Source organism: Streptomyces azureus (assembly GCF_001270025.1).
Taxonomy (GTDB): Bacteria; Actinomycetota; Actinomycetes; order Streptomycetales; family Streptomycetaceae; genus Streptomyces; species Streptomyces azureus.
This window is the reverse complement of the sequence record NZ_DF968312.1, coordinates 1-21895: the sequence shown is the minus strand read 5'-3', so window position 1 is coordinate 21895 and position 21895 is coordinate 1. Positions and strand designations below refer to the sequence as shown.

Annotated in this window: 20 protein-coding genes; 15 read left to right on the top strand and 5 right to left on the bottom strand. The window is 69.4% G+C overall.

Annotated features, from left to right (window positions below; all coding sequences use genetic code 11):
- Positions 1-7 precede the first annotated feature (7 nt).
- The 6 genes from AOQ53_RS22130 (at position 8) to AOQ53_RS22105 (ending at position 6072) form a co-directional block, all read left to right on the top strand.
- Complete coding sequence (locus AOQ53_RS22130) at positions 8-589, top strand: hypothetical protein (RefSeq protein WP_059419803.1); 582 nt, start codon at positions 8-10, stop codon at positions 587-589.
- An 8-nt stretch (positions 590-597) separates the two neighbouring features.
- A complete protein-coding gene (locus tag AOQ53_RS22125; protein ID WP_059419802.1) occupies positions 598-1245 on the top strand; it encodes an OmpA family protein in 648 nt (215 codons plus the stop codon).
- Positions 1246-1267: 22 nt separating this feature from the next.
- Positions 1268-2290 (top strand): hypothetical protein, encoded by a 1023-nt coding sequence (locus AOQ53_RS22120; protein ID WP_059419800.1) that lies wholly within the window; start codon positions 1268-1270, stop codon positions 2288-2290.
- A gap of 153 nt (positions 2291-2443) precedes the next feature.
- A complete protein-coding gene (locus tag AOQ53_RS22115) occupies positions 2444-2995 on the top strand; it encodes a hypothetical protein (RefSeq protein WP_059419798.1) in 552 nt (183 codons plus the stop codon).
- A 597-nt stretch (positions 2996-3592) separates the two neighbouring features.
- Positions 3593-5590 (top strand): Flp family type IVb pilin, encoded by a 1998-nt coding sequence (locus tag AOQ53_RS22110; RefSeq protein WP_059419796.1) that lies wholly within the window; start codon positions 3593-3595, stop codon positions 5588-5590.
- Between the two features lie 89 nt (positions 5591-5679).
- A complete protein-coding gene (locus AOQ53_RS22105; protein WP_236711752.1) occupies positions 5680-6072 on the top strand; it encodes a hypothetical protein in 393 nt (130 codons plus the stop codon).
- A gap of 31 nt (positions 6073-6103) precedes the next feature.
- Here the strand turns inward: AOQ53_RS22105 and AOQ53_RS22100 are convergent, their stop codons facing one another.
- Positions 6104-6472, bottom strand: a complete 369-nt coding sequence (locus AOQ53_RS22100) for a DUF192 domain-containing protein (protein WP_059419793.1) — start codon at positions 6470-6472, stop codon at positions 6104-6106.
- 317 nt (positions 6473-6789) lie between these two features.
- Between AOQ53_RS22100 and AOQ53_RS22095 the strand changes: the two genes are divergently transcribed.
- The 4 genes from AOQ53_RS22095 to AOQ53_RS22080 all read left to right on the top strand — a co-directional run bounded on the left by AOQ53_RS22095 (position 6790) and on the right by AOQ53_RS22080 (position 10046).
- Positions 6790-7449 carry a hypothetical protein gene (locus AOQ53_RS22095; protein WP_174523329.1) on the top strand — a complete coding sequence of 220 codons (660 nt, stop codon included), beginning with the start codon at positions 6790-6792 and terminating at the stop codon, positions 7447-7449.
- Between the two features lie 71 nt (positions 7450-7520).
- Positions 7521-8474, top strand: a complete 954-nt coding sequence (locus tag AOQ53_RS22090; RefSeq protein ID WP_059419823.1) for a hypothetical protein — start codon at positions 7521-7523, stop codon at positions 8472-8474.
- A 313-nt stretch (positions 8475-8787) separates the two neighbouring features.
- Positions 8788-9243, top strand: coding sequence for a GNAT family N-acetyltransferase (locus AOQ53_RS22085; protein ID WP_174523328.1), 456 nt, complete (start codon positions 8788-8790; stop codon positions 9241-9243).
- Positions 9240-10046 carry a methyltransferase domain-containing protein gene (locus AOQ53_RS22080; RefSeq protein ID WP_059419792.1) on the top strand — a complete coding sequence of 269 codons (807 nt, stop codon included), beginning with the start codon at positions 9240-9242 and terminating at the stop codon, positions 10044-10046. Before AOQ53_RS22085 ends, AOQ53_RS22080 begins: the two co-directional genes overlap by 4 nt.
- 13 nt (positions 10047-10059) lie before the next feature.
- On the opposite strand, the gene AOQ53_RS22075 is transcribed toward AOQ53_RS22080, so the two are convergent.
- Entirely contained in the window at positions 10060-11304 is a 1245-nt protein-coding gene (locus tag AOQ53_RS22075) for a winged helix DNA-binding domain-containing protein (RefSeq protein WP_059419791.1), read from the bottom strand.
- A gap of 773 nt (positions 11305-12077) precedes the next feature.
- Here AOQ53_RS22075 and AOQ53_RS22070 point away from each other — a divergent pair.
- From AOQ53_RS22070 to AOQ53_RS22055, 4 genes are all read left to right on the top strand, one after another.
- On the top strand, positions 12078-12851 hold the full coding sequence (locus AOQ53_RS22070) for an isoprenyl transferase (protein WP_059419790.1): 774 nt from the start codon (positions 12078-12080) through the stop codon (positions 12849-12851).
- A gap of 425 nt (positions 12852-13276) precedes the next feature.
- Positions 13277-14602 carry a PhoH family protein gene (locus tag AOQ53_RS22065; RefSeq protein ID WP_059419788.1) on the top strand — a complete coding sequence of 442 codons (1326 nt, stop codon included), beginning with the start codon at positions 13277-13279 and terminating at the stop codon, positions 14600-14602.
- A gap of 420 nt (positions 14603-15022) precedes the next feature.
- On the top strand, positions 15023-15724 hold the full coding sequence (locus tag AOQ53_RS22060; RefSeq protein WP_059419787.1) for an aggregation-promoting factor C-terminal-like domain-containing protein: 702 nt from the start codon (positions 15023-15025) through the stop codon (positions 15722-15724).
- Between the two features lie 138 nt (positions 15725-15862).
- Positions 15863-17179 (top strand): AI-2E family transporter, encoded by a 1317-nt coding sequence (locus AOQ53_RS22055; RefSeq protein ID WP_059419786.1) that lies wholly within the window; start codon positions 15863-15865, stop codon positions 17177-17179.
- Positions 17180-17332: 153 nt separating this feature from the next.
- On the opposite strand, the gene AOQ53_RS22050 is transcribed toward AOQ53_RS22055, so the two are convergent.
- Together AOQ53_RS22050 and AOQ53_RS22045 are read right to left on the bottom strand one after the other, a co-directional pair.
- On the bottom strand, positions 17333-17866 hold the full coding sequence (locus AOQ53_RS22050) for an alkyl hydroperoxide reductase (protein ID WP_059419785.1): 534 nt from the start codon (positions 17864-17866) through the stop codon (positions 17333-17335).
- Between the two features lie 3 nt (positions 17867-17869).
- Positions 17870-18424 carry a peroxiredoxin gene (locus tag AOQ53_RS22045; protein WP_059419783.1) on the bottom strand — a complete coding sequence of 185 codons (555 nt, stop codon included), beginning with the start codon at positions 18422-18424 and terminating at the stop codon, positions 17870-17872.
- Positions 18425-18563: 139 nt separating this feature from the next.
- Between AOQ53_RS22045 and AOQ53_RS22040 the strand changes: the two genes are divergently transcribed.
- On the top strand, positions 18564-19508 hold the full coding sequence (locus AOQ53_RS22040) for a LysR substrate-binding domain-containing protein (protein WP_059419782.1): 945 nt from the start codon (positions 18564-18566) through the stop codon (positions 19506-19508).
- A 15-nt stretch (positions 19509-19523) separates the two neighbouring features.
- Here the strand turns inward: AOQ53_RS22040 and AOQ53_RS22035 are convergent, their stop codons facing one another.
- The gene (locus AOQ53_RS22035; RefSeq protein WP_059419780.1) at positions 19524-21866 is read right to left on the bottom strand and encodes an ABC transporter permease; all 2343 of its coding nucleotides are present in this window, start codon (positions 21864-21866) and stop codon (positions 19524-19526) included.
- Positions 21867-21895 lie beyond the last annotated feature (29 nt).

Here is a 21895-nt window from a genome sequence, read left to right as displayed (position 1 = left end):
CAGAGAGATGAGCATTCGGTTCACTGCGAAGGCCCGCAGGGGGATGGTCGCAATGACCGTTGCGGCCGGACTGGCCCTCGGTGTGGCCGGCTGCGGCGGTGGTGGCGGCGACGATGAGAAGCCGAGCCCGCAGAGGTCCGCCTCCAAGGACAGTGGATCCAAGCCGAGTGCTCAGGAAGGGCAGGCGGAAACGCCTCTGGCCGAACTGAAGGGCACAGACGGACTGCTTCTTCAGATCACTTCCGCCCAGAGGGACGCCGGGGGCTTCGTCACGGTGAGCGGCAACCTGAAGAACGACGGAGCGGAATCGGTGGCCATCCCTGCCCAAACGAGTGGCGACGAGACCGAGGTCATCAAACACGGCCAGTCGCTAGGCGGCGCAACTCTCGTGGATTCCAAGGGAAAGAAGCGCTACTACGTCCTTCGCGACACCGACGGGCGTCCGCTGACCACGACGGGCCTCACGACCCTCGAGGCCGGACAGACGCTCCCCGTGTTCATGCAGTTCCCGGCCCCGCCGGCGGGAACGGCTGATGTCGCCCTGCAAGTACCGACATTCTCCAGCGGCACCATCAAGATCTCCGGATGAGGCCGGCCATGACCCCAACGCACATCCGAACGGCAACCCCACGCCTCGCCCTGGTCCTCACCGCCGCCACCCTCATGGTCGCCACCAACGTCTACGGTGCCGTCTCGGCCCACGCTGACGAAACCCCCGGCGTCCCCCCGGGCACCGAGGCCTCCGCCTCCGCCCCCGTCGAGGTCGACCCCAACGACCCGGACCTCAAACTCCCCGAGGGCGCCACCCTCGCCGCCGCCAAGGTCCTCGACATCAAACAGGTCGTAGAAGACCAAAGCGGCGACGAACGCCGAGAAGACACCAACGCCGACGTCAAGTTCGCCCTCCAGGCCGAGGTCCTCTTCGGCAAGGACAGCGCGAAACTCAGCGCCGAGGCGAAGGCCCGTATCTCCGCGATCGCCGAGGAGATCAAGGCACAGAACGCGACGAAGATCCGCGTCTTCGGCTTCACGGACAACCTCGGTTCCTCCGCCCACGGTGACGTCCTGTCCAGGAAACGCGCCGACGCCGTACAGAACGTCCTGGGCCAGGAACTGAACGACTCCAACGTCACGTACGAGGTACGCGGCTACGGCGAGCAGTACCCGATCGCGGACAACTCCACGGAAACCGGCCGCAAGAAGAACCGCCGGGTCGAGGTCTCCTTCCCGCGCTCGGAGAGCTGAGCAGAGGACATCAGGGGGCACGATGGGGGAGTGGCGGCTGCGACGCTCACTGCCGCGACTGGCCACACAGGCCGGCCTCGGCGAGGTGCGCCGCGTACACCACGAGCGCCGGTCCGTGCCCGTACTGCTGATCGCCAAGCTCGGCCTCGACTGGGCGATGGTGCTGTGCCTCGTCAAGGCCCTGTCGGAAATGGACATGGACCCAGGTGCCAAACCCGTCGCGGTGCTGCTCTGGCTGGCGGTCTCCTGGGGCGGTCTGGCGTACTGGCTGCTGGCCCGGGACGGCAGACGGTGGTTCGCGGTATGTGACGGCGGCCTGCTGGTCGGCACAGCAGGGGCGGGGACGGACACGATCGCCATCGCCTGGCACGCCGTCCAAGGGCTCACTCCCGCGCGCGGACCCGGAATCCGCCACGGATCACTACGCCTGTCCTGGCTCGACGGCGGCAAACAGCGGTACGTGACGTTCCGGACCATGACGGACCGAGATGCCCTGGCCGAAGCCGTAGAGGACAAGCACCCCGTACCGATGCCGCCGCACAGGCGGATCCTCGCCGGCCCGGGCATCGTGGCCGTGGCCTCCGTCGTCGCCTGGGCACTCACCCTCTCACCCCTCGCCGACATCGTCATGGCCAGTCGGCCGTACTACCTACGGGACCTCGCGAGCCTGTGCGCGGAAGCCACGACGGACTCCGACGCCGCGTACCCCGAATCATCCCCCTACAGCGTGAGCGCCCCGCGCCCGGCGGTCCTCTTCGCCGAGGAACACGACTCCGGCCCGGTCGTCACATCCACGGGCACGGGCTCGGACACCTCGGACCCCGAGGACGTCCAACTGGTGGCGTGCAGCCGCCTGGAGCGTCGTACGTACGACACGACCTGCGCGTTCTCGCACGGGTCGAGCGTGGCCTACTACCGGGCCCGCTACCGCGTCGACGTGTACGACCCGTACCGGCCGCAGGGTGACCGGCCGGACGCTGGATGCCGGCAACCACCTCTTCTGCGGGGGTATCCGCGAGCTCCACGGGAAGAGCGGTGGGCATGAGGAAGAAGTCTCCGTGCCGTCCCGGGAGGACTATCAGCGCATCCTCGACGAGGTAGCCGCGGGCGCCGGCGAGTGACGACAGCGACACGAGGGAATACTGCCTGCCGAACACCGAACCGAGGCACGCCGGAGCACAGCACACGGGGGAACACCATGGCCGCGACGAAGGCACGCGGACTGCGCAGAACCGGAGTCGCACTCGCCGCGCTGATCGTCCTGACGGCGGCGGCAGGCTGCGGCAGCGACTCGGACGAGCCCGCGAAGGCGTCGTCCCCACCCAGTGAGCGGCCGTCAAAGGCCGACTCCACGAAGCGACCCGAGCCCACGCCAGAGCCCAAGCCCTCGGTGTCGGCCGCGGACGGCCGTGACATCACCGCCTGCGCGGACGGCACCTGCGAGATCGCGGTCTCCGAGCCGGTGAAAATCCCCTTCAGGGGTCCGCGCGGCCCGGCCACCCTGTCCGTCACCGACGTCGGCCCGAACAACATCGCGTACACGGTGAAGTCGGGCAACGGCCAGTCCAAGGGCAGCGCGAGCGGCCCGGGACAGGGCTGCATCACCGTCCTCCGCAGCAACGGCAGCGGCAACTCGTGCGGCGGCCTCGGGGACGCGGGGCGCCCGAGCCCGCAGCCGGACGCGGTGGTGATCCAGGCGGCGACCGGGGAGGACGGTACGGCCATCCTCCAGCTCGTTTCGGACCGGTGACCGTCTGGCCCGCCGTGACCCAGCGAATCCGTCCCGCGCCCGCGCCGATGTGGCGAAGGCACTCCTCGACCGAGCGCGCCGGTCCTGTGAACGGGGCGGCCTCAACGAGGCCCGCCGCGACTACCGGGCGGTCATCGACAAACGGGAGGGCAGTACGTCGGGCAAGGCGCCCATGAACGCGTCGAGTTGACCAACGATGCCGACGAGACGATCAACCGTGTCGCACCGCGCTGCGATAGGGAACCTCCCGCTTGCGAAGCGCCGGCGATCGCAGCTCCCTGATCAGGGTCAGGCGGGCCGGGCAGGACGACAGCGGGCGTACGTGGATGGACATCCGCTCAGCCGGTTCGGAAGAGGTGAGCGTCAGGGCGGGCCGGACCCCCGAGACCTGGCTGACCGGCCTGGGACGCCCCTACAGCTGACCCTCCACTTTGGGCCCCGATTTGGGGCCGAGGACCCATCCCGCCCCGGAGGCCCCTCCCTACTCTCGAGCCGTGTCGTAGACCGAAGGTGCGAGGGGGGCGAGGCATGGCCTCGATGGGGGCAGCTCCGGAGCGCGGCGGGCCGTGGCCGTCAGGACATGGCGGGCGGCAGAGCATGCCAGGCTCACTCGCCACGGCACTCGTCCTCGTTCACGCCCTCTTCGCGGTCACGGTCGTCGGCGGCCTCGGCCTGCTGCTCACGGCGGCCTCGTACGACGCGGTCGACAGCGGCGTACTCGCCCTGACCGCGTACGGGGCCGCCCCGGGCGTCCTCGGCTGGTGGCTGGCCCGGCGCACGTGGCTGGGCGGGACGCGGATCTGGGGCGGTCTGATCGCCGTACAGGCATGGCTGATGGCCGGCGCGATCGCCAACATCACCGACGGATCACCGCGCGGCTTCACCCAGCTTTTCGTCCCTGCCTTCGTCCTCTACTTCCTGACCCGCGAGGACACCCGCACCTGGTACCGCCTCCCCGAAGGGGCCCGGGCCGAACGCCGCCCCTTCTCCCTGCCCCGCATGATCCGCTGGCGCCGGGACGAGGGCCAGACGGCGGTGGAGTACGCGGGACTCATCGCGGTCGTGGCCGCGATCATCACCTCCCTCGTCATCAGCGGCCTGGGCACGCAGATCTACGGGGGCCTTCAGTCGGCGATCTGCAAGGTCACGGGAACGGCCTGCGCGGCCCCGGCCCCGGCCGCGGCACCCGGTGACGGTACGGACGCCAGGACCGGCGAAGGGCTCCAGCCCGACGACACGGGGCGCCGCACGACAACCGCCGAGGAAAAGACCCAAGAAGCCGGCAACGGCGAGAAGGAGAACGAGGGCGAGGAAAAGGACGACGACGAGGAAAAGGACGACGAGGGCTGCTTCTCCGGCGTGGGCGCCTTTTTCGACTGCGCGGGCGACCAGGCGAAGCAGGTCGGCGAAGGCCTCGTCGTCGACGGCATCGGCGGTGACCTCAAGGGCATCTGGGACACGGTCACCAACCCGCTCGACACCCTGGACGGCCTGAAGGACTACGGCGGCGTCATCGCCGACCAGTGGTCACAGGACGCCAAGGACGCCGGCGACAAATGGGCGAAGGGCGAATACCTCGACGCGCTCACCGACTGGGGCGGCGCGACCCTGAACTCGGGCGGGAAGATCCTCGACGACACGTTCATCGGGGAGGAGGTCCGCGACCAGTGGAACCAGGGCAACGAGACCCGCGCCGTCACCACGGTCGTATGGAACGTCGGCTCCCTCTTCATCCCCGGCTACGGCGAGGCGAAGCTCGTCGGAAAGCTCGGCAAGCTGGGCAAACTCGGGAAACTCGGCGAGCTGGGCAAGCTCACCGAGAGGGCGGTAGACGCGGCGGAGGACGCGAGGAAGGCGGCCAAGGCCGGCGACGCGGAAGCCGCACGCAGGGCGGCGAAGGAGGCCGACGAGGCAGCGGACGAGGCCGAGCGCAAGGCCCGCGAGTCGGGCTGCACCCTCGCGGCGCCGCCCCGCAGAAGCCCGTACGGCGGCGGCCCCGGCACAGGCACCACCGTCCTGGCCGCCGGCCGAGCCGACTCCCCGTACGTCATCCTCGCCGAGGACGGCTGCGACGAGGAGGCCAAGCAGCAGGCGCAGGAGGCCCGCAAACAGGCGAACGAGGCGGACAAGGCTGCGGACGGGGTGCAGGCGAAGGCGCGGGAATGGGTCGCTGACGAGAACGTCGAAGGGCCCGCCTCAGGCAGGACCCTGAAGTTCCCGCATCCCAGGCACACCGTTTCCGGTGCCAAGCACGGCCAGATCAAGGCGAAGAACAGCGTCATAATGAAGGGGCACGAAGCCGACGTCGAGGCGGACATCAAGGCGATCGCCGAGAACAAAGCTCACTTCAACAAGGCGACGAACCGTTACGAGATCAATGGCCGTAGCTACGGGGTGGAGGACTCCGGGCGTGTCTATCCGGACTCGGGTCCGGGAATCGTAGAAATGGACCGTAACGAGTACGCGGCGCTCAAGGAGATCGCCAGGGCGAACGGCGACGTGAACGCCCCGGCCCTGACGAAGAACCCGCGTTTCGCCAACAATCCCCAGGCCGTGGCCAAAGCCAAGAAGGTGTATGACGGGACCTACCAATGATCTATGACCTGTTGTTGGCTGGGCCGCCGGTCCCGCCAACGTCACTCGCCGAGGCCCTGGCGGAGGCCGTGAGGACGGAAGGCGCCGACGTGGACGTGGCCGACCGGGACGGCGACCAGAGCCAACGCGACTGGACCGCACCTGTCCTGTGCGGCTACATCAGGCTGCGCGGCGACCTGTCGCTGGAACTCGACATCTACGTGGAGGACGCCCTCGTCAACGAGGCACCGGCTGAGCCGGAACTCGCTCGGCGTCTGGCCATGGCGTTGGGCGTTCCCGTTCTCTATCCGGCCGAGGAAAACCTTCCGTCGGCTTACTGGCTGGCGACATCGTCAGGAAAGTCCGTCCGCGCCCGGCTGTATGCGTCGGACGACGAACCACCCGTGCACACGATCGACGCGGTCGAGTCCGCGGTCGACCAACTACCGCACATTCGTGTCAGTGACCTGCCGGAGATCGCCCGTGAGAAGGGTGACAGGTAGTGGCGCCGTCCTGGAAGGGGACGGGTCTTCGCTATGTGATGACCTCGACCAACCCACCCACCCGTACTCCCCACTCCGCCATCACCCCTGCCTCCGACTCCACCACATGCCGGGCACGCAGTCGCGGCATCCCCAACCGCCCCGGCCGCATGGTCCGCACGGCGATGACGCGAAGGTCACGATCGAGATAGGCGACATCGATCGGCATGCGCATCCGGAAGGTGTGCACGCTGTTTGCGGGGGAGAGCAGAATCACCCCCTCGACGGAGTCCCGCCCCAACAGCCCTCTCGTACGGGCCCGATAGGAGGTGGCAATCTCCAACGGCACACGGACGACCGGCCCCCCACCACTCCCGTGCACGACCAACTCCCCGCGCCCGTCCCGCCACTGCCGCCCCATACGGGCCACCTCCGACCGTCCCACCAGCCACCTTGGCCACCGGTTGTGGAACCCGAACGTATCCATAGGCGAGTAGGCCCCACATAGGCCCACGGGCCCATGCCCCACGGCCCTTTGCTGGTTCAGGACTGAAACGCCCACCTCCTGAAGAACGGGTTGGCGCGTTATCCAACCGTTACGGCTGGAACTGGTCGGCGTATCGCCGATTCCTCCCCATACACCCCACCGGTCGTCAACCTTCACCCTGGTGCGGCTACACACCGCTGTATAGCTTTGGTTCGCTCAAGAGAAGCCTCGCCTCTTACCGGGAGCCGACCGTGAACCGCCGCCCCACCCTCCTCGCAGCGCTCACGCTGACCGCCGCTGCGGCCCTGACGCTGTCCGCGTGCGGGAGCGATGACAGCTCCGAGAGCAAGGGCAACGACAAGATCGCGGGAGCCGACGCGGGAAGCGAGACCTCGGCATCCCCGACCGCGTCAGACCCGGCCGCCGCCGGACGTCCGAAGATCGACCTGCCGTCCGACCTTTCCTACACCTTCGACTGGCCCGAGACCGGGGACAAGGAGAAGGACGCGATCCTGTCGGACAGCGAGCAGTCCATCAAGGCTGTGGACTTGGCGATCGTCAACCAGGACGCGCTCGACAAGCCGTACCTCTATTACTACGAGGGCGAAGCCGCCGCCACCACGCAGAAGTTCATTCAGAACTACGTCGATCATGAGGCCGCCATCACCGGCGCCTACCGCTTCTACGCCCCCCGAGTCGCGGTCGACAAGGACGGAACGGCCTCTCTCAGTTACTGCGAGGACCAGGGCAAGGCGTATGTGAAGTACCTCAAGACCGACAAGGTCAAGAAGACGAAGGTCACTGCCAAGAGCTACGTCATCTACCACACGTCGCTCAAGAAGAACGACAAGGGTGTCTGGATGATCCAGAAGATCGTTTCGCAGAGCGGGAGTCCCAAGTGCCGGCCGTGACGCGTCCGTTGCAGACGCTCTCGACGGTGGTCATAGCCGGCGCGTGCTGGTCCCTCCTTGTGTTTCCCGGCATGGCCCACGCTGACGACACGCTGGGTGACGGCCCACAGGGCACCGAGCAGAGCGCCGACGCCGGCAAAGACGGCACCCTCTCCGTCACCGCGGGCGGCATCGTCTTCGACCGCTCCAAGAACGGCAGCGGCAACTCCGCAGGTGCGCTGACGTCGGCCACGTCCTGGACGCCTCCCCCCTGCTGGTACGCCCCGAAGTACACCCCGGAGCAGTTGCAGAAGTACCTGGAGCCGACCTGGGAAGCCGGTTCGACGGGTTACGAGTGGGACGCCGAGCAGCGGGACCGCTACGTCAACGGGCACCCCTACAAGGACTTCAACAAGGACAAGACCGGCAAGGGCTACTTCTGGGACTCCTTCGTCAACAAGGACTTCCCCCCGGGCTGGGACTCCTGCGACGAACGCATCTTCTGGGTGGACCAGGGCGACCCCCCGCCCGCCAACATCGAGAACGCCGTCACCCCTGAGATCCTCGCCGAGCTCGCCTACGCCGAGATCCGCGTCCCCAGCACCAAGGTGACCCTGGCCCCCGCCGAGGCGACCAAGGTCAACCTCCCGACCTGGTCCTGGCTGGACGACGCCCAGTTCAAGCCGGTCTCCGTCACCGCGTCCGTTCCGGTGCTCGGCATCCAGGCGACCGCGACGGCGGAACCGGTGTCGCTCAGGATCGAACCGGGCACCAAGGACGCCGTGACCTACCCGGCCTCCGGCGTCTGCGAAATCAACAACGGCCGCATCGGTGAGCCCTACGCCAAGGGCAAGGCGGACCAGACCCCGCCCTGTGGAGTGAAATACCTGCGCTCCTCGGGCAACGGCACGTACCCGCTCCAGGCCACCGTCACCTGGAAGATCCAGTGGACCGGCACCGGCGGCGCGGGCGGCGACCTTCCCGACGGCACCTTCGGCGCCACCCAGGACGTCGTCGTACAGGAGATCCAGTCCGTCAACCGCTGACCGACTCGCGGATTCGACGGGCGGGCGATCACTCGTGAGGGTGGTCGCCCCGCCCATCTCACAAACGGAATGAACAAGTCGCTTCCTCGTGGCAGCTCCGTCCAGTCCTTCCAGCAGGACTGGACGGACTGGAAGGGCCAGCTGGGGGCGCGCCGGTGACGTTGTTGCGGGAGCATCTCGTCGCGCTGCGCGCTCTGCGGACCGCCCTCACCGCCGCCACCGATCCGGACGGTGTGCGGTCGGCCGAGGCAGGGGCCGAACTGTCGCGGCTTTCGGAGCGGCATTGTCAGTGCCCGGTGCCACACTCACCGGCATGAGTATCGAAGACGTGCGGCTGCGTGATGTCGTGAAGGACGATCTCGACGCGTTCTGCGCTTACGAGCAGGATCCCGAGGCAGCCCGGCGGTCGAGGTTCACGCCCCGGCCGCGGGAGGCCTTCATGTCCCACTGGAAGGAGCGGGTCCTCGGGGACGAGACGTGCTTCGTGCAGACCGTGAGCGTGGACGGTGACGTCGCCGGCAACCTCGTCGCCTGGTGGGACGGGGACCGCCGCTTCCTGGGGTACTGGCTGGGGCGCGCGTACTGGGGGCGCGGCATCGGCAGCAGGGCACTGGGAGTTTTCCTGGAGCGGGAGAAGAACCGGCCCCTGCATGCCGACCCCTTCAGCGGCAACACCGGTTCCGTACGTCTCCTCGAGAAGCACGGCTTCCGTCCTGCCGGCACCGTCCGGCACGGAGACGACGAGCACGTCCTGTTGGTTCTGACGTGACAGACAGACCGCACCGCACTTTCGAAGACCTCGTCGCCGAAGGCGCCTCCGTCCCCACCGAAGGCTGGGACTTCTCCTGGTTCGAGGGGCGGGCCACCGAGGCGCGGCCCTCCTGGGGGTATGCGACGTCGATGGCCGAGCGGCTGGGGCGGGCGAGTGCCGTGCTCGACATCCAGACCGGCGGCGGGGAAGTACTGGACTTCGCTCTCGTCAAGGCCCCGAAGCGGCCCCCGCTCACCGTCGCCACCGAGGGCTGGCCACCGAACGCGGTCAAGGCGACCGCCTTGCTCCGTCCGCGCGGGGTCGCGGTCGTCGCCGCGCCCGAGGACGCCCCGCTGCCCTTCGCCGACGGTGCCTTCGACCTGGTCGTGAGCCGGCATCCCGTCCGCCCGCACTGGGAGGAGATCGCCCGCGTCCTCCAGCCCGGAGGGACGTACTTCGCCCAGCACGTGGGGCCGGGCAGCGCCTTCGAGCTCGTCGAGCACTTCCTAGGTCCCCAGCCGGACGAGGTGCGCGGCGGTCGCCATCCCGAGCGCGAGCGGGCCGATGCCGAGGCCGCGGGGCTCGACGTCGTCGAGCTGCGGGCGGAGCGTCTCCGTATGGAGTTCCACGACATCGGCGCGGTCGTGCACTTCCTGCGGAAGGTGGTGTGGATGGTGCCCGGCTTCACCGTCGATGCGTACGAGCCGCAGCTCCGTGCGTTGCATCGGCGGATCCAGGACGAGGGGCCCTTCTTGGCCCACAGCACCCGGCACCTCTTCGACGTCCGTAAGCCGGGCGGCCATAGCGCCCCACCTGCCTGATCACACTCGCCCCTTACGCATGCGGGCCCACCGCCACATTCCCCACCACCAACTCCGCCCTCGCCTCCAGTACCTCACCCACCCGCGCCACCTGCTCACCCAGCTCCCGTTCCTGCCGTGCCGTCAGCCGGACGAGTGGCTCGACCGTGACGGTCGTACGACGGCCCCGGCGCCGCTGGTGCCAGACACCCGCGACCACGCCGTCGACCAGCAGCACGGGGTAGTTGCCGGCCTGGCCGCCCGCCAGGGCACGCTCGTAGGCCGCACCGGGGAACAGCCGCTCGCGGGGCTGCGCGGCGATGACGTACGCGTCGAAGTACGGCAGCAGCCGCACGCCTCGCGGGGGACCGTCCGGGAACTCGGTGTCACCCGCCGCCACCCACGCCCGCGTGCCCTCGAAGTCGACCTCCTCGATGCCGCCCGCGACGGCCAGTTCCCGGAACACGGTGCCGGCCCAGCCGGTCGGCGCCGCCAGCCACTTCGCGAAGTGCTGCGGGGTGGCCGGCCCGTACGCACGCAGATAACGGCGTACGAACGTTCCCAATGCCCCGGCAGTTCCCGATGTCCCGCCCGTCCCCCATGCCCTGCCGGTCCTCAACTCCCCGACCGTCCCCAACGCTCCGTCCATCCCCCCGCCTGCCGCCCCCGCAACCGGCGGCCGCGTGTACGTCGCCTTCCGGTCGCGGTTCGGGCCGAAGCACAGCGTGCCCGCCCAGCCCGCCCGGTGCAGCACCTGCCGCCAGCGCGGCCACATGTCCTGGAAGGCAGGCATCACGCGGTCGCCGGCCCACGGGCCCGTCCGCGCGACGATCTCCTCGGTCAGTTCGTCGAGCGTCAGGCACGTGTCCTCGAGTGCCTCCCCGATCGCCGCCACCACCTGGGCGGCCTGTTCCTCGGTGAGCCGTACGCCGGGCGGGAAAGGGCTCGGCCCGCTCGGGATCGCGGTCAGCGCGGCCGCCCAGAGGGGGAGTTCCCGCGCCGGGAGGAGATGTACCGTTCCGCGCGGGCCGTACGTCTTGATCAGCGACCGTTCGTCCCAGAGCGCGGCCCGCACGTCCGCCCGTGTCAGCGCGGACGTCCGCACGCCCACCGACACCTCGGCCGCGGACAGCACCTGTGCGTGCGCCCCCATCATCGCGCCGACCACCTCGGCGACCGGCCTCCCGCTCCCGGCCGGTCCCGCCGGCCCGGTCAGGAACTGCCGCTCGGCCCGCCGTGCGCTCGCCGCGTCCCACGTGATCCTCGAGGTCGTCGTCATGACGCGAACCTAGACCCGAAAGAGGACAGAAACTGACCTAAGCAACCTGGCTCGCCCCTTCACTCCGTCCGCTTGCGTATCTTCCGACGAGGGTTTTCACATCGTTATCACCTGCGGCTCGCCTCCATGCCGCGCCTCACGTAAGTTCAGACCAAGGTAATTCGCGCCAGCAAAGTACGGCTGCGCGGGCGGTACCGCGCAGTGGAGGGGGCTGCGCGGTGCCAGGGCCTCGGGGCGGAGGCGGTGCGGGGTCAAGCGGGCGTTCGCGGCCGGGGTCACCCGTCGGGGGGATAGGGGGACAAGTCGGCGAGCTGGCCCCAAGGTATGGCAAATCCGCCGGATCCCGCCTCAGGGTGCGCGATTCCCCTGCTTATGGGCTGCGGAAGGGCTGCCTGCGGGGTGCGTAGGGGCTGCGTTTCGGCCAGGAGCAAGCCGTGAACGAGAGGTTCTGCGGGCATCGCCGCGTCGCCGGGTGGCTCCGGAGAGTAGTTGTGGCGCGCCGATGCACGCAGCATCACTTACGAAGGGTTATGGTGGAAACCCCCCCTCGGGCCGGTCCGTCTCCCCCCCACGGACCGGCCCGTTTTTTTGTGCGTCGAAGCCGGCCCGAACTACCGGCCGGAATTCTGCGTTCCGCACCCGTGGGCGGCCCATGGCGGCAGCGAGGGTAGGCTTCGCCTCCGGGGACTGCCACACGGACAGGGACCGCCCGCGGCCACGACCGGGCCGCACGTCGCGGCCTGTCCGATCCGTACGGAGGGGCTGACAATCACGTGAACCTGCGCGACAAGCTGCGTGGCCTGCTGGTCAGGCTGTACGCACGCCGGGTGGAAGGCCACCTGGACCACGCTCAGGTGCCCAAGCACATCGGCGTCATCATGGACGGCAACCGGCGCTGGGCGAAGGCCGCCGGGTCCAGCACCGTCCACGGTCACCGGGCCGGTGCCGAGAAGATCGAGGAGTTCCTCGGCTGGTGCACCGAGGCGGGCGTCGAGGTCGTCACCCTCTGGCTGCTGTCCACGGACAACTTCGACCGGCCGCAGGAGGAGCTCGTCCCGCTGCTCGGCATCATCGAGGACGTCGTCCGCACCCTGGCTGCCGACGGCCGCTGGCGCGTGCACCACGTCGGCACGCCCGATCTGCTGCCCTCCGGGATGCAGACGGTCCTGAAAGAAGCCGAGGAGACCACCGCGCACGTCGACGGGATACTGGTCAACGTCGCCATCGGCTACGGCGGCCGCCAGGAGATCGCCGACGCCGTGCGCTCCATGCTGCTCGACGCGCAGGACCGGGGCACCTCGATGGAGGAGCTCGCCGAGGCCGTCGACATCGACATGATCGGGCGTCACCTCTACACGAGCGACCAGCCCGACCCCGACCTGGTGATCCGCACCAGCGGCGAGCAGCGGCTGTCCGGATTCATGCTCTGGCAGACCGCGCACTCCGAGTACTACTTCTGTGACGTGTTCTGGCCGGCCTTCCGCAAGGTCGACTTCCTGCGCGCCATGCGCGACTACGCCGCCCGCCACCGGCGCTTCGGCGGCTGATGCGCCGCCCGCCACCGGCGCTACGGCGGCTGAAACGCACTACGGCGCACTGCGCCCGGCGTGAGACTTCGCGGGACCCCGTGGGCCGCCCGGCACCGCGGTCACCGCACGTCGCAAACCTTCCCGGTACCCGTCCGAAGACGCGCGTAACACGGAGTTCACCGGCCCGCCGTCATATGCCGTGGCATGGCGACGCTCGTTCGAGGGCATAAGCCAGTCAGGTCGACGCCCGAACCACGGGTGTCGGATCTCAGCGGACGGCACGGGGCCGTCCGCCCGGGAGGCCCTTTGCACCAGCCCGATCGTGCGGTCACAGCACGGACGAAGAGGCGGAGGGCCGGTTCTCGGCCCGCGCAGGGCGGCCGACGACCGGTCCAGCTCCACTCCGTCGCTCCCCGACCTCATCCGAGGGGGTACGTCCTTCCGTGGTGACCAGCACAAAGCGCCACAAGCCCGACCGGCGCACCTACGTTCTCGACACCAGCGTCCTGCTGGCCGACCCGAACGCCCTGAGCCGCTTCGACGAGCACGAGGTCGTGCTGCCCATCGTCGTGGTGACGGAACTGGAGGCCAAGCGGAACCATCCCGAACTCGGCTACTTCGCCCGGCAGGCCCTGCGCCTGCTCGACGACTACCGGGTGCGGTACGGCCGCCTCGATGCCCCCATCCCGACCGGGGACCTCGGCGGAACCGTCCGTGTCGAGCTCAATCACTCGGACCCCAGCGTGCTGCCCAGCGGCTATCGCCTGGGGGACAACGACTCCCGCATCCTCGCGGTCGCCCGCAACCTTCAGGCCGAGGGGTTCGACGTCACCGTCGTGTCGAAGGACCTCCCGCTCAGGATCAAGGCGTCCTCCGTCGGACTCCTCGCGGAGGAGTACCGCGCGGAACTCGCCATCACGGACTCCTCCGGCTGGACCGGAATGTCCGAACTGACCCTGCCCGGCGAACAGGTGGACATCCTCTTCGAGGAGGGGCACGTCTACGTCCCCGAGGCCGCCGGCCTGCCGGTGCACACGGGCCTGATGATCCAGTCGGAGCGCGGCAAGGCGCTCGGGCGGGTCACACCCGAGGGCAACATCCGTGTCGTGCGCGCGGATCGTGAGGCGTTCGGCATCAAGGGCCGCAGCGCCGAGCAGCGGATCGCGCTGGACCTGCTGCTCGACCCGGACGTCGGGATCGTGTCGATGGGCGGCCGGGCCGGCACCGGCAAGTCGGCGCTGGCGCTGTGCGCGGGTCTGGAGGCGGTGCTCGAGCGCCGTCAGCACCAGAAGGTGATGGTCTTCCGTCCGCTCTACGCGGTGGGCGGGCAGGAGCTCGGTTATCTGCCCGGCACCGAGGCGGAGAAGATGAGCCCCTGGGCGCAGGCGGTGTTCGACACGCTGTCGGCGGTCACCAGCCGGGAGGTCATCGAGGAGGTCACCGCCCGCGGGATGCTGGAGGTGCTGCCGCTCACCCACATCCGCGGCCGTTCGCTGCACGACGCGTTCGTGATCGTCGACGAGGCGCAGTCGCTGGAAAGGAACGTTCTTCTCACCGTTCTGTCCCGGATCGGGGCCAATTCACGGGTGGTTCTCACCCATGACGTGGCCCAGCGTGACAACCTGAGGGTCGGCCGGTACGACGGTGTCGTCGCCGTCGTCGAGAAGCTGAAGGGGCATCCGCTGTTCGCGCATGTGACCCTGACCCGGTCCGAGAGGTCGCAGATCGCCGCTCTTGTGACCGAAATGCTCGAAGACGGGCAGATCTGACCGCCCTGTACCAAACGGTGGCGGTTACGCAGTAGTTGGCGCCGTCCGGAAAGGCGAAGAGCCTAGCCGGGCGGCGCCTTCGCGTGTGGGCGTTTCTGTGAATCTCGCTCGCCAAACGGGATGTGAGCTTTCACACGCAATTCGGAATTGCCTTGCCCCGTCGTGTTGCGGCAGAGTCTCACTCCTGTCAGGCCCCGCATACGACACACCTGTACCCCCAGCGGTACGGCACCACTAAAAGCACAGCGTCAACTGCATAGCGATGTCGTATGCCGCCCGAGCACCACGCGGCACTCCCCACGGGGGAGTTGCCCACCGGGCCCGAGCCTCCCGTGACCCCGCAGTTGGGGAGGCCAGTGCCAGGGGCACGATTGCGTCCGCGAGGGTCACCGAAGCGGGCGATGCTGGAAGGAAAACCGTGTGAGCCGGATCTCGGTCCGGGGATTCGCAGTGGCTTCGGCCACCGCGGTCACCGCTGTCGGAAGCGTCGTCGGCGTTGCCTCTGGCAGCACCGCGCAGAACAACGACGCCGAAGCGACGGCAAGCGGCACCACGCTGCTCGCGGACATTCCCGCGGGCCAGCAGGTCCAGGTGCAGACGGCGTCGCTGACTCAGCAGGCCGACGCACAGGCCATCGCCGCCGACGCGAGCGCGAAGAAGGACGCCGAGGAGGCCGCCCGCAAGGCTGCCGCCGAGACGGCCATCGCCAAGAAGAAGGAAGCCGCCGAGAAGGCCGCCGCGGCCGAGAAGGCCGCCAAGGAGCGCGCGGAGGCCAAGGAGGCCGCCAGCCGCTCCAAAGACATCTCCGACTTCCCCGTCGCGACCTCCTACTCCATCGCGCAGATCCAGGCGATGGCGCGGCAGATGGTGCCGGCGGGTCAGTTCCAGTGCTTCAGCAACATCGTGGACCACGAGTCCGACTGGAACTACAAGGCGGTCAACCCCTCCTCCGGGGCCTACGGCATGTTCCAGGCGCTGCCCGGTACCAAGATGTCCTCCGCCGGTGCCGACTGGCGGACCAACCCGGCCACCCAGATCAAGTGGGGCCTGAACTACATGAACGAACGCTACGGCAGCCCGTGTGATGCCTGGTCGTTCTGGCAGGCCAACAACTGGTACTGAGCCCGCGGCCCTGAGCCGCAGCCATCCTCAGCGCAAGCCCCTCACCGTCGTACGGTGAGGGGCTCGCGCCATGTACGGTCTTGACGGACGACTCTCCAGGGGGGAGTGGTGCGGAGAGACGGGGGAAAAGGACGGATCATGTCGCGAGTTCCAGGGTGGCTCGGCCGGCTCGGTGCCGGACTGACCGAGATGAGCGAGCGGTGGAACGAACGCCGCGCCGAGGCCGAACGGGAGCGGGACGAAACGGATCCCGGGACATCGTCCGACGAACACGTGCCGCCGCCCCCGGACTACGCGCCCGACGTTCCCGCCCGGCCCGATCCCGCGCTGGCCGTGCCGTGGGGTGTGCGGGTCGCGGCGGAGGCCGGCTGGCGGCTGCTCGTCCTCGCCGGCACGCTGTGGGTGCTGACGCGGATCATCAGCGCCGTCCAGTTGGTGGTGCTGGCGTTCGCGAGCGCACTGCTCATCACCGCGATCCTGCAACCGACCGTGGCACGGCTGCGGCGGCTGGGAGTGCCGCGCGGGCCGGCCACGGCACTGACGGCGATCCTCGGCTTCGTCGTCATGGGGCTGATCGGCTGGTTCGTGACCTGGCAGGTCATGGAGAACATCGACGACCTCTCGGGCCAGATCCAGGACGGCATCGACGAGTTGCGGAACTGGCTGCTGAACAGCCCGTTCCACGTCACGGACAAGCAGATCAACGAAATCGCCAAGAACCTGCGGGAGGCGGTCGGCGCGAACACCGACCAGATCACCTCGGCGGGGCTGGAAGGCGTGACCGTCGTCGTCGAGGCCCTGACGGGGATTCTGCTGGCGGTCTTCTCGACGCTGTTCCTGCTCTACGACGGCAAGCGGATCTGGGAGTGGACGCTGAAGCTGGTGCCGGCGGCGGCGCGGCCGGGAGTGGCCGGGGCCGGGCCGGCGGCGTGGCGGACGCTGACGGCGTATGTGCGGGGCACGGTGATCGTCGCGCTGATCGACGCGATCTTCATCGGGCTGGGCATCTACTTCCTCGATGTGCCGATGGCCGTGCCGCTGGCGGTGTTCATCTTCCTGTTCGCGTTCATCCCGCTGGTGGGTGCGGTGATGTCCGGGGCGCTGGCGGTCGTCGTCGCGCTGGTCACCCAGGGGGTGTTCACCGCTGTCATGACGCTGGTGGTGGTGCTGGCGGTGCAGCAGATCGAGGGCCACATCCTGCAACCGTTCATCCTCGGGCGGGCGGTGCGGGTGCATCCGCTGGCGGTGGTGCTGTCCGTGGCGTGCGGGGGGATGGTGGCCGGGATCGGGGGTGCGGTGGTGGCCGTGCCGTTGGTGGCCGTGACGAACACGGTGGCGGGGTATCTGCGGGCGTACTCGCGGCAGTCCGCGCTGCGGCATGCGGTGCGGCCTCGCGGGGCGACAGCGGCGGGGCCGGTGGAGCAGCCCGGCACTTCCGAGGCGTCGTCGGAGTAGCCCGGCTCCCAGGGGGCTCCGCCCCCTGGCCCCCGGACCTATGCCTACCCGCGCCCGACACGGTCGGACAAGACGCCTGGCTCGAAAGGCAACAGGGCCCCGCCCACCGGTCAGGTGTGCGGGGCCCTGCGACGTACGGCGTGCGGCCGAGGGTTACTCGGCCAGTACCGCCTCGGCGTCCAGCGTCACGCCGACCGCCTGGATGACGGAGGCGATCTTGAACGCCTCCTGAACGACCTCGCGGTCGAGCCCGGCCTTGCGGAGCACCTGCTCGTGGGAGTCGAGGCACATGCCGCAGCCGTTGATGGCGGAGACCGCGAAGGACCACAGCTCGAAGTCGACCTTGTCGACGCCGGGGTTGCCGATGACGTTCATCCGCAGGCCCGCGCGCAGGTTGCCGTACTCGTGGTCCGAGAGGAGGTGCCGCGTGCGGTAGAAGACGTTGTTCATCGCCATCACCGCGGCGGCGGACTTGGCGGCCGTGTACGCCTCGGGCGACAGGTTCGCCTTCGCCTCCGGCTCCAGCTCGCGCAGCACGATCGGGGAGCGCGAGGCGATCGCGGTCGCGAGGACCGTGCCCCACAGCTGCTGGGCCGGGAGGTCGGAGTTGCCGATGACCGAGCCCAGGTTGAGCTTCAGGTCCTTGGCGTAGTCCGGGATGCGGGACTTCAGGGAGTCGAGGGACATGCCTCACTCACCAGCCAGCAGCTGGACGGGGTCGAGGGTCTCGTCGCCCTTCGACCAGTTGCAGGGGCACAGCTCGTCCGTCTGGAGCGCGTCCAGGACCCGCAGGACCTCCTTCGGGTTACGGCCGACCGAACCCGCGGTCACCATCGAGAACTGGATCTCGTTGTTCTGGTCCACGATGAACACCGCGCGCTTGGCGAAGCCGTCCTCGCCCTCGATGCCGAGGTCGCGCATGAGTTCGTGCTTGGAGTCGGCCATCATCGGGAACGGCAGGTCACGCAGGTCGTCGTGGTCCTTGCGCCAGGCGTGGTGGACGAACTCGGAGTCGCCGGAGAAGCCGAGGACCTGGGCGTCGCGGTCGGCGAACTCGTCGTTCAGCTTGCCGAAGGCGGCGATCTCGGTCGGGCACACGAAGGTGAAGTCCTTGGGCCACGCGAAGATGACCTTCCACTGACCCTCGTAGGTCTTGTGGTTGATCTGCTGGAACTCCTTGCCCTTCTCCAGCGAGACGCAGGCGGTCAGATCGAACTCGGGGAACTTGTCACCGACGGTGAGCACACACACTCCTTGCAGCGAAGAAACACCCGGATTGCGGGCATTTCCCATGGGTTGGACTGTGTTGATGTTGGCACAGGCTCGATTGATTACGGAAATAGCTACACTCGGTCGAGTTGATCGGAGGTAGTTATCAGTGACTGTGGGTAATAAGCGCAGGCAGCCCAGCCTCGCCCAGCTGCGGGCCTTCGCAGCCGTCGCCGAGCACCTGCACTTCCGGGACGCCGCCGGGGCGATCGGCATGAGCCAGCCCGCCCTCTCGGGTGCCGTCTCGGCGCTGGAGGAGACACTCGGAGTGACGCTCCTCGAGCGTACGACGCGCAAGGTGCTGCTCTCACCCGAGGGCGAGCGGATCGCCGTACGGGCGAAAGCGGTGCTGGCCGAGGTGGGCGCCCTCATGGAGGAGGCCGAGGCGGTCCGGGCCCCGTTCACGGGCGTGCTGCGGCTGGGGGTCATCCCGACCGTCGCGCCGTATCTGCTGCCCACCGTCCTGCGGCTGGTCCACGAACGGTATCCGCACCTCGACCTCCAAGTGCACGAGGAGCAGACCGCCAACCTGCTCGACGGCCTCACCAACGGCCGGCTCGACCTGCTGCTGCTCGCCGTGCCGCTGGGCGTGCCGGGTGTGGCCGAACTTCCGCTGTTCGACGAGGACTTCGTGCTCGTCACGCCGCTCGACCACTGGCTCGGCGGACGCGAGGGCATTCCGCGCGAGGCGCTGCGCGAGCTGAACCTGCTGCTGCTGGACGAGGGGCACTGCCTGCGCGACCAGGCCCTCGACATCTGCCGGGAGGCCGGCCGCGAGGACGCGCCGGTCACCACGACCGCCGCCGGGCTGTCCACCCTGGTGCAGCTCGTCGCGGGCGGGCTCGGCGTCACGCTGCTGCCGCGCACCGCCCTCAAGGTCGAGATCTCCCGCAGCAGCCAGCTCCTCACCGGGTACTTCACCGACCCGGCCCCCACCCGCCGGGTCGCTCTCGCGATGCGGGCAGGGGCCGCGCGCGGCGCGGAGTACGAGGAACTGGCGGCGGCGCTGCGGGAGGCCCTGCGGCCGCTGCCCGTACGGGTCCTGGACCGGGAGGCCTGACGGCCGGTGGGGCGGCTACTCCGTCCGCAGCCCGTCCGGCCGCATCAGCTTCAGCAGCGGCGGCAGGCTCAGCAGGGTCACCACGAGGACGACGCCGGCGCCGATGCCGGTCATCGACAGCACACTCGCCCAGTCCACGCCCAGCGGTTGGTCCGTCATCTTCAGCAGCACCGCGCCCAGTGTGAGCCCGACCGCCGTGGCCACCACCAGTCCGAGACCGATCGGGATCGCCGTCTGCCACAGCACGGACAGGGTCAGCGTGCGGCGCCGGGTGCCGAAGGCGATCAGCGACGACAGCAGCCTGCGGCGCTCGCGCAGTTGCTCCAGCTGCGAGACCAGCAGACTCGCGCCGATCAGGGCCAGCACGCACGCGGCGCCGACGAACAGGCCGGTGCGGATGGCGGCATAGGCGTCCGCGTGCTTGCCGGCCACCAACGTCTCCGGGTCGGTCGGCTGGCCGAGACGGCGGGCCGTGTTCCGCGCGTAGTCGGGCGCGTCCGCCATCCCCTGGTCGAGCGCGAGGTAGATCTGCCCGGTGACACCCCGCGCGGCGCCCGAGGGCAGCGCGCCTGGCGTCAGCAGGAAGCCGTTGCGCTTGTACCCGGTCGGGTCCTTGATCGTCCGCGCCCGCTTCAGGTCGGCCGGTACGGTCCAGGGCGCCGGTCGGTGAGCGACCCCCTCGGTGCCGTCGAACGAGTCGAACCACAGCGTGCTGCCGGGCTTGAACATGCCGGGCGCCACCTCCTCGTCGTTGCCGCCGGCCGGGACGATGAAGGAGTCACCGTCCTCGCAGGAGGGGAGGGAGGCCACCTCGCGCAGGGACGCGCAGTCGGCGATGGTGACCGGGGCGATGTTCTCGGCGAACTTGCGCCGGTCGGCGATGAAGCCCTCGTCGAAGGCGTAGACCTTCGCAACGCCCTTGGTCGCCCTGAAGTCGGCCGCCGCCCGGGTGAGCGGGAGGTGATTCTGCAGGTACAGGTGCATCTGGGCCCGGGTGGGGTCGTTGGCGGTGTGCTTGGTGTACTGGCCCGCCAGTCCGGAGAACAGCATCTGCAGGGCGATGGCGCCCGCCACCGCGACCGCGATGCCGTTGACCATGCGGGCGGCCGTGCCGCTGCTCAACTGAAGTCGACGGATGGCCAGTTGCCAGGCGACTCCGCCGGAGTCGAGCCGGCTCACGACCCTCTCGACGACCCACGGCAGCAGCGCGGTCACCCCGACGAGCAGCAACAGGACGCCACCGGTGACCTGGTACTGGTTGAACTCCCCGCTGTGCCGGCCCTTGCCGGTCATCGGGGCGAGCAGTCCGAGCCCGCCCAGCGGCAGCAGCAGCCGCCACCACAGCCGACGCCGTGGGGGCTTCGCGGTGCGCACCACGCCGAGCGGCTCGATCACCACGCCCCGCAGCGCGAACAGGGTGACCAGCACGGCGGCCGCCGGTACCGCGACCGCGACCAGCAGGACGAGCAGGGGGGAGGGGGTCAGATAGCTCGGGAACACGCTCACGTCGAACAGGTCCAGGGAGCCGGCCATATCCCGGGCGATCAGGAAGAAGACCGTACCGAGGGCCAGGCCCGCGACGGCGCCGGCGAGGGCCTCGCCCGCGGCGATCCGCCGGGTCATCCGGCTGTCCGAGCCCACCAGCCGCAGGGCCGCCAGTCGCCGGTCCCGGCGCTCGCCGCCGAACCGCACGGCCGCGGCGATGAAGACGCCGACCGGCAGCAGCAGCACCAGGAATACGACGAGGGTGAGCAGGACGAGGACGGGGTCCGTCTTCTCCGAGGTCTGGTGCCCCTTGCCGAATCGGTCGATGCGTTCGACCAGGCCGCTGTCCTCCTTGACCACGAGGTCATCGGCGCCACGGTAGAAGGCGAGCTCCTGCGAACCGATCAGTCCTGGCTCGGCGATGGTGCCGACGATCCGCTCCGGCAGCCGCTCTCGCAGCAGCTTCCCCTCGCCGGAGGCCAGCAGCCGCTCCAGCGCGGGGGAGACCACCATCTCGCCCACCCCGGGGAACTTCGAGACCCCCGGCGGCAGGGGCGCGTCGGGGCCCTCGGGCTGCAGCGCCCGCCCGCGCACGCCCTTGTCGCGGAACCACGTCCCGGCCTCGCCGACCAGCAGCGTGTCGTCCGCCTTCTTCATCGGCGGTTTGGCGTCGTACGTGAGGTCGGTGCGCGCCTCCTCCCGGTCGTGCCGGACGGCCAGCGCGTTCGGGACCGCGGTGGTGAGCAGCAGCAGTGCCACGCCGAGCCCCACGCCGACGGCGGTGAGCAGCATGCGCGCCCACCCGTCCCGCCCGCCGGCGAAGGCGAACTTCGACCCCATACTTAGGTCCCTGGCCCACTGGCGCGCTCTCATACGGCGCGCTCCATGTCCCGGGACTTGCC

What these genes read in the sequence shown, in the direction of transcription:
- AOQ53_RS22130 (WP_059419803.1), top strand. Translation starts at nt 8, where the DNA reads ATGAGCATTCGGTTCACTGCGAAGGCCCGCAGGGGGATGGTCGCAATG.
- AOQ53_RS22125 (WP_059419802.1), top strand. Translation starts at nt 598, where the DNA reads ATGACCCCAACGCACATCCGAACGGCAACCCCACGCCTCGCCCTGGTC.
- AOQ53_RS22120 (WP_059419800.1), top strand. Translation starts at nt 1,268, where the DNA reads ATGGGGGAGTGGCGGCTGCGACGCTCACTGCCGCGACTGGCCACACAG.
- AOQ53_RS22115 (WP_059419798.1), top strand. Translation starts at nt 2,444, where the DNA reads ATGGCCGCGACGAAGGCACGCGGACTGCGCAGAACCGGAGTCGCACTC.
- AOQ53_RS22110 (WP_059419796.1), top strand. Translation starts at nt 3,593, where the DNA reads ATGCCAGGCTCACTCGCCACGGCACTCGTCCTCGTTCACGCCCTCTTC.
- AOQ53_RS22100 (WP_059419793.1), bottom strand. Translation starts at nt 6,472, where the DNA reads ATGGGGCGGCAGTGGCGGGACGGGCGCGGGGAGTTGGTCGTGCACGGG.
- AOQ53_RS22090 (WP_059419823.1), top strand. Translation starts at nt 7,521, where the DNA reads ATGGCCCACGCTGACGACACGCTGGGTGACGGCCCACAGGGCACCGAG.
- AOQ53_RS22085 (WP_174523328.1), top strand. Translation starts at nt 8,788, where the DNA reads ATGAGTATCGAAGACGTGCGGCTGCGTGATGTCGTGAAGGACGATCTC.
- AOQ53_RS22075 (WP_059419791.1), bottom strand. Translation starts at nt 11,304, where the DNA reads ATGACGACGACCTCGAGGATCACGTGGGACGCGGCGAGCGCACGGCGG.
- AOQ53_RS22055 (WP_059419786.1), top strand. Translation starts at nt 15,863, where the DNA reads ATGTCGCGAGTTCCAGGGTGGCTCGGCCGGCTCGGTGCCGGACTGACC.
- AOQ53_RS22050 (WP_059419785.1), bottom strand. Translation starts at nt 17,866, where the DNA reads ATGTCCCTCGACTCCCTGAAGTCCCGCATCCCGGACTACGCCAAGGAC.
- AOQ53_RS22035 (WP_059419780.1), bottom strand. Translation starts at nt 21,866, where the DNA reads ATGAGAGCGCGCCAGTGGGCCAGGGACCTAAGTATGGGGTCGAAGTTC.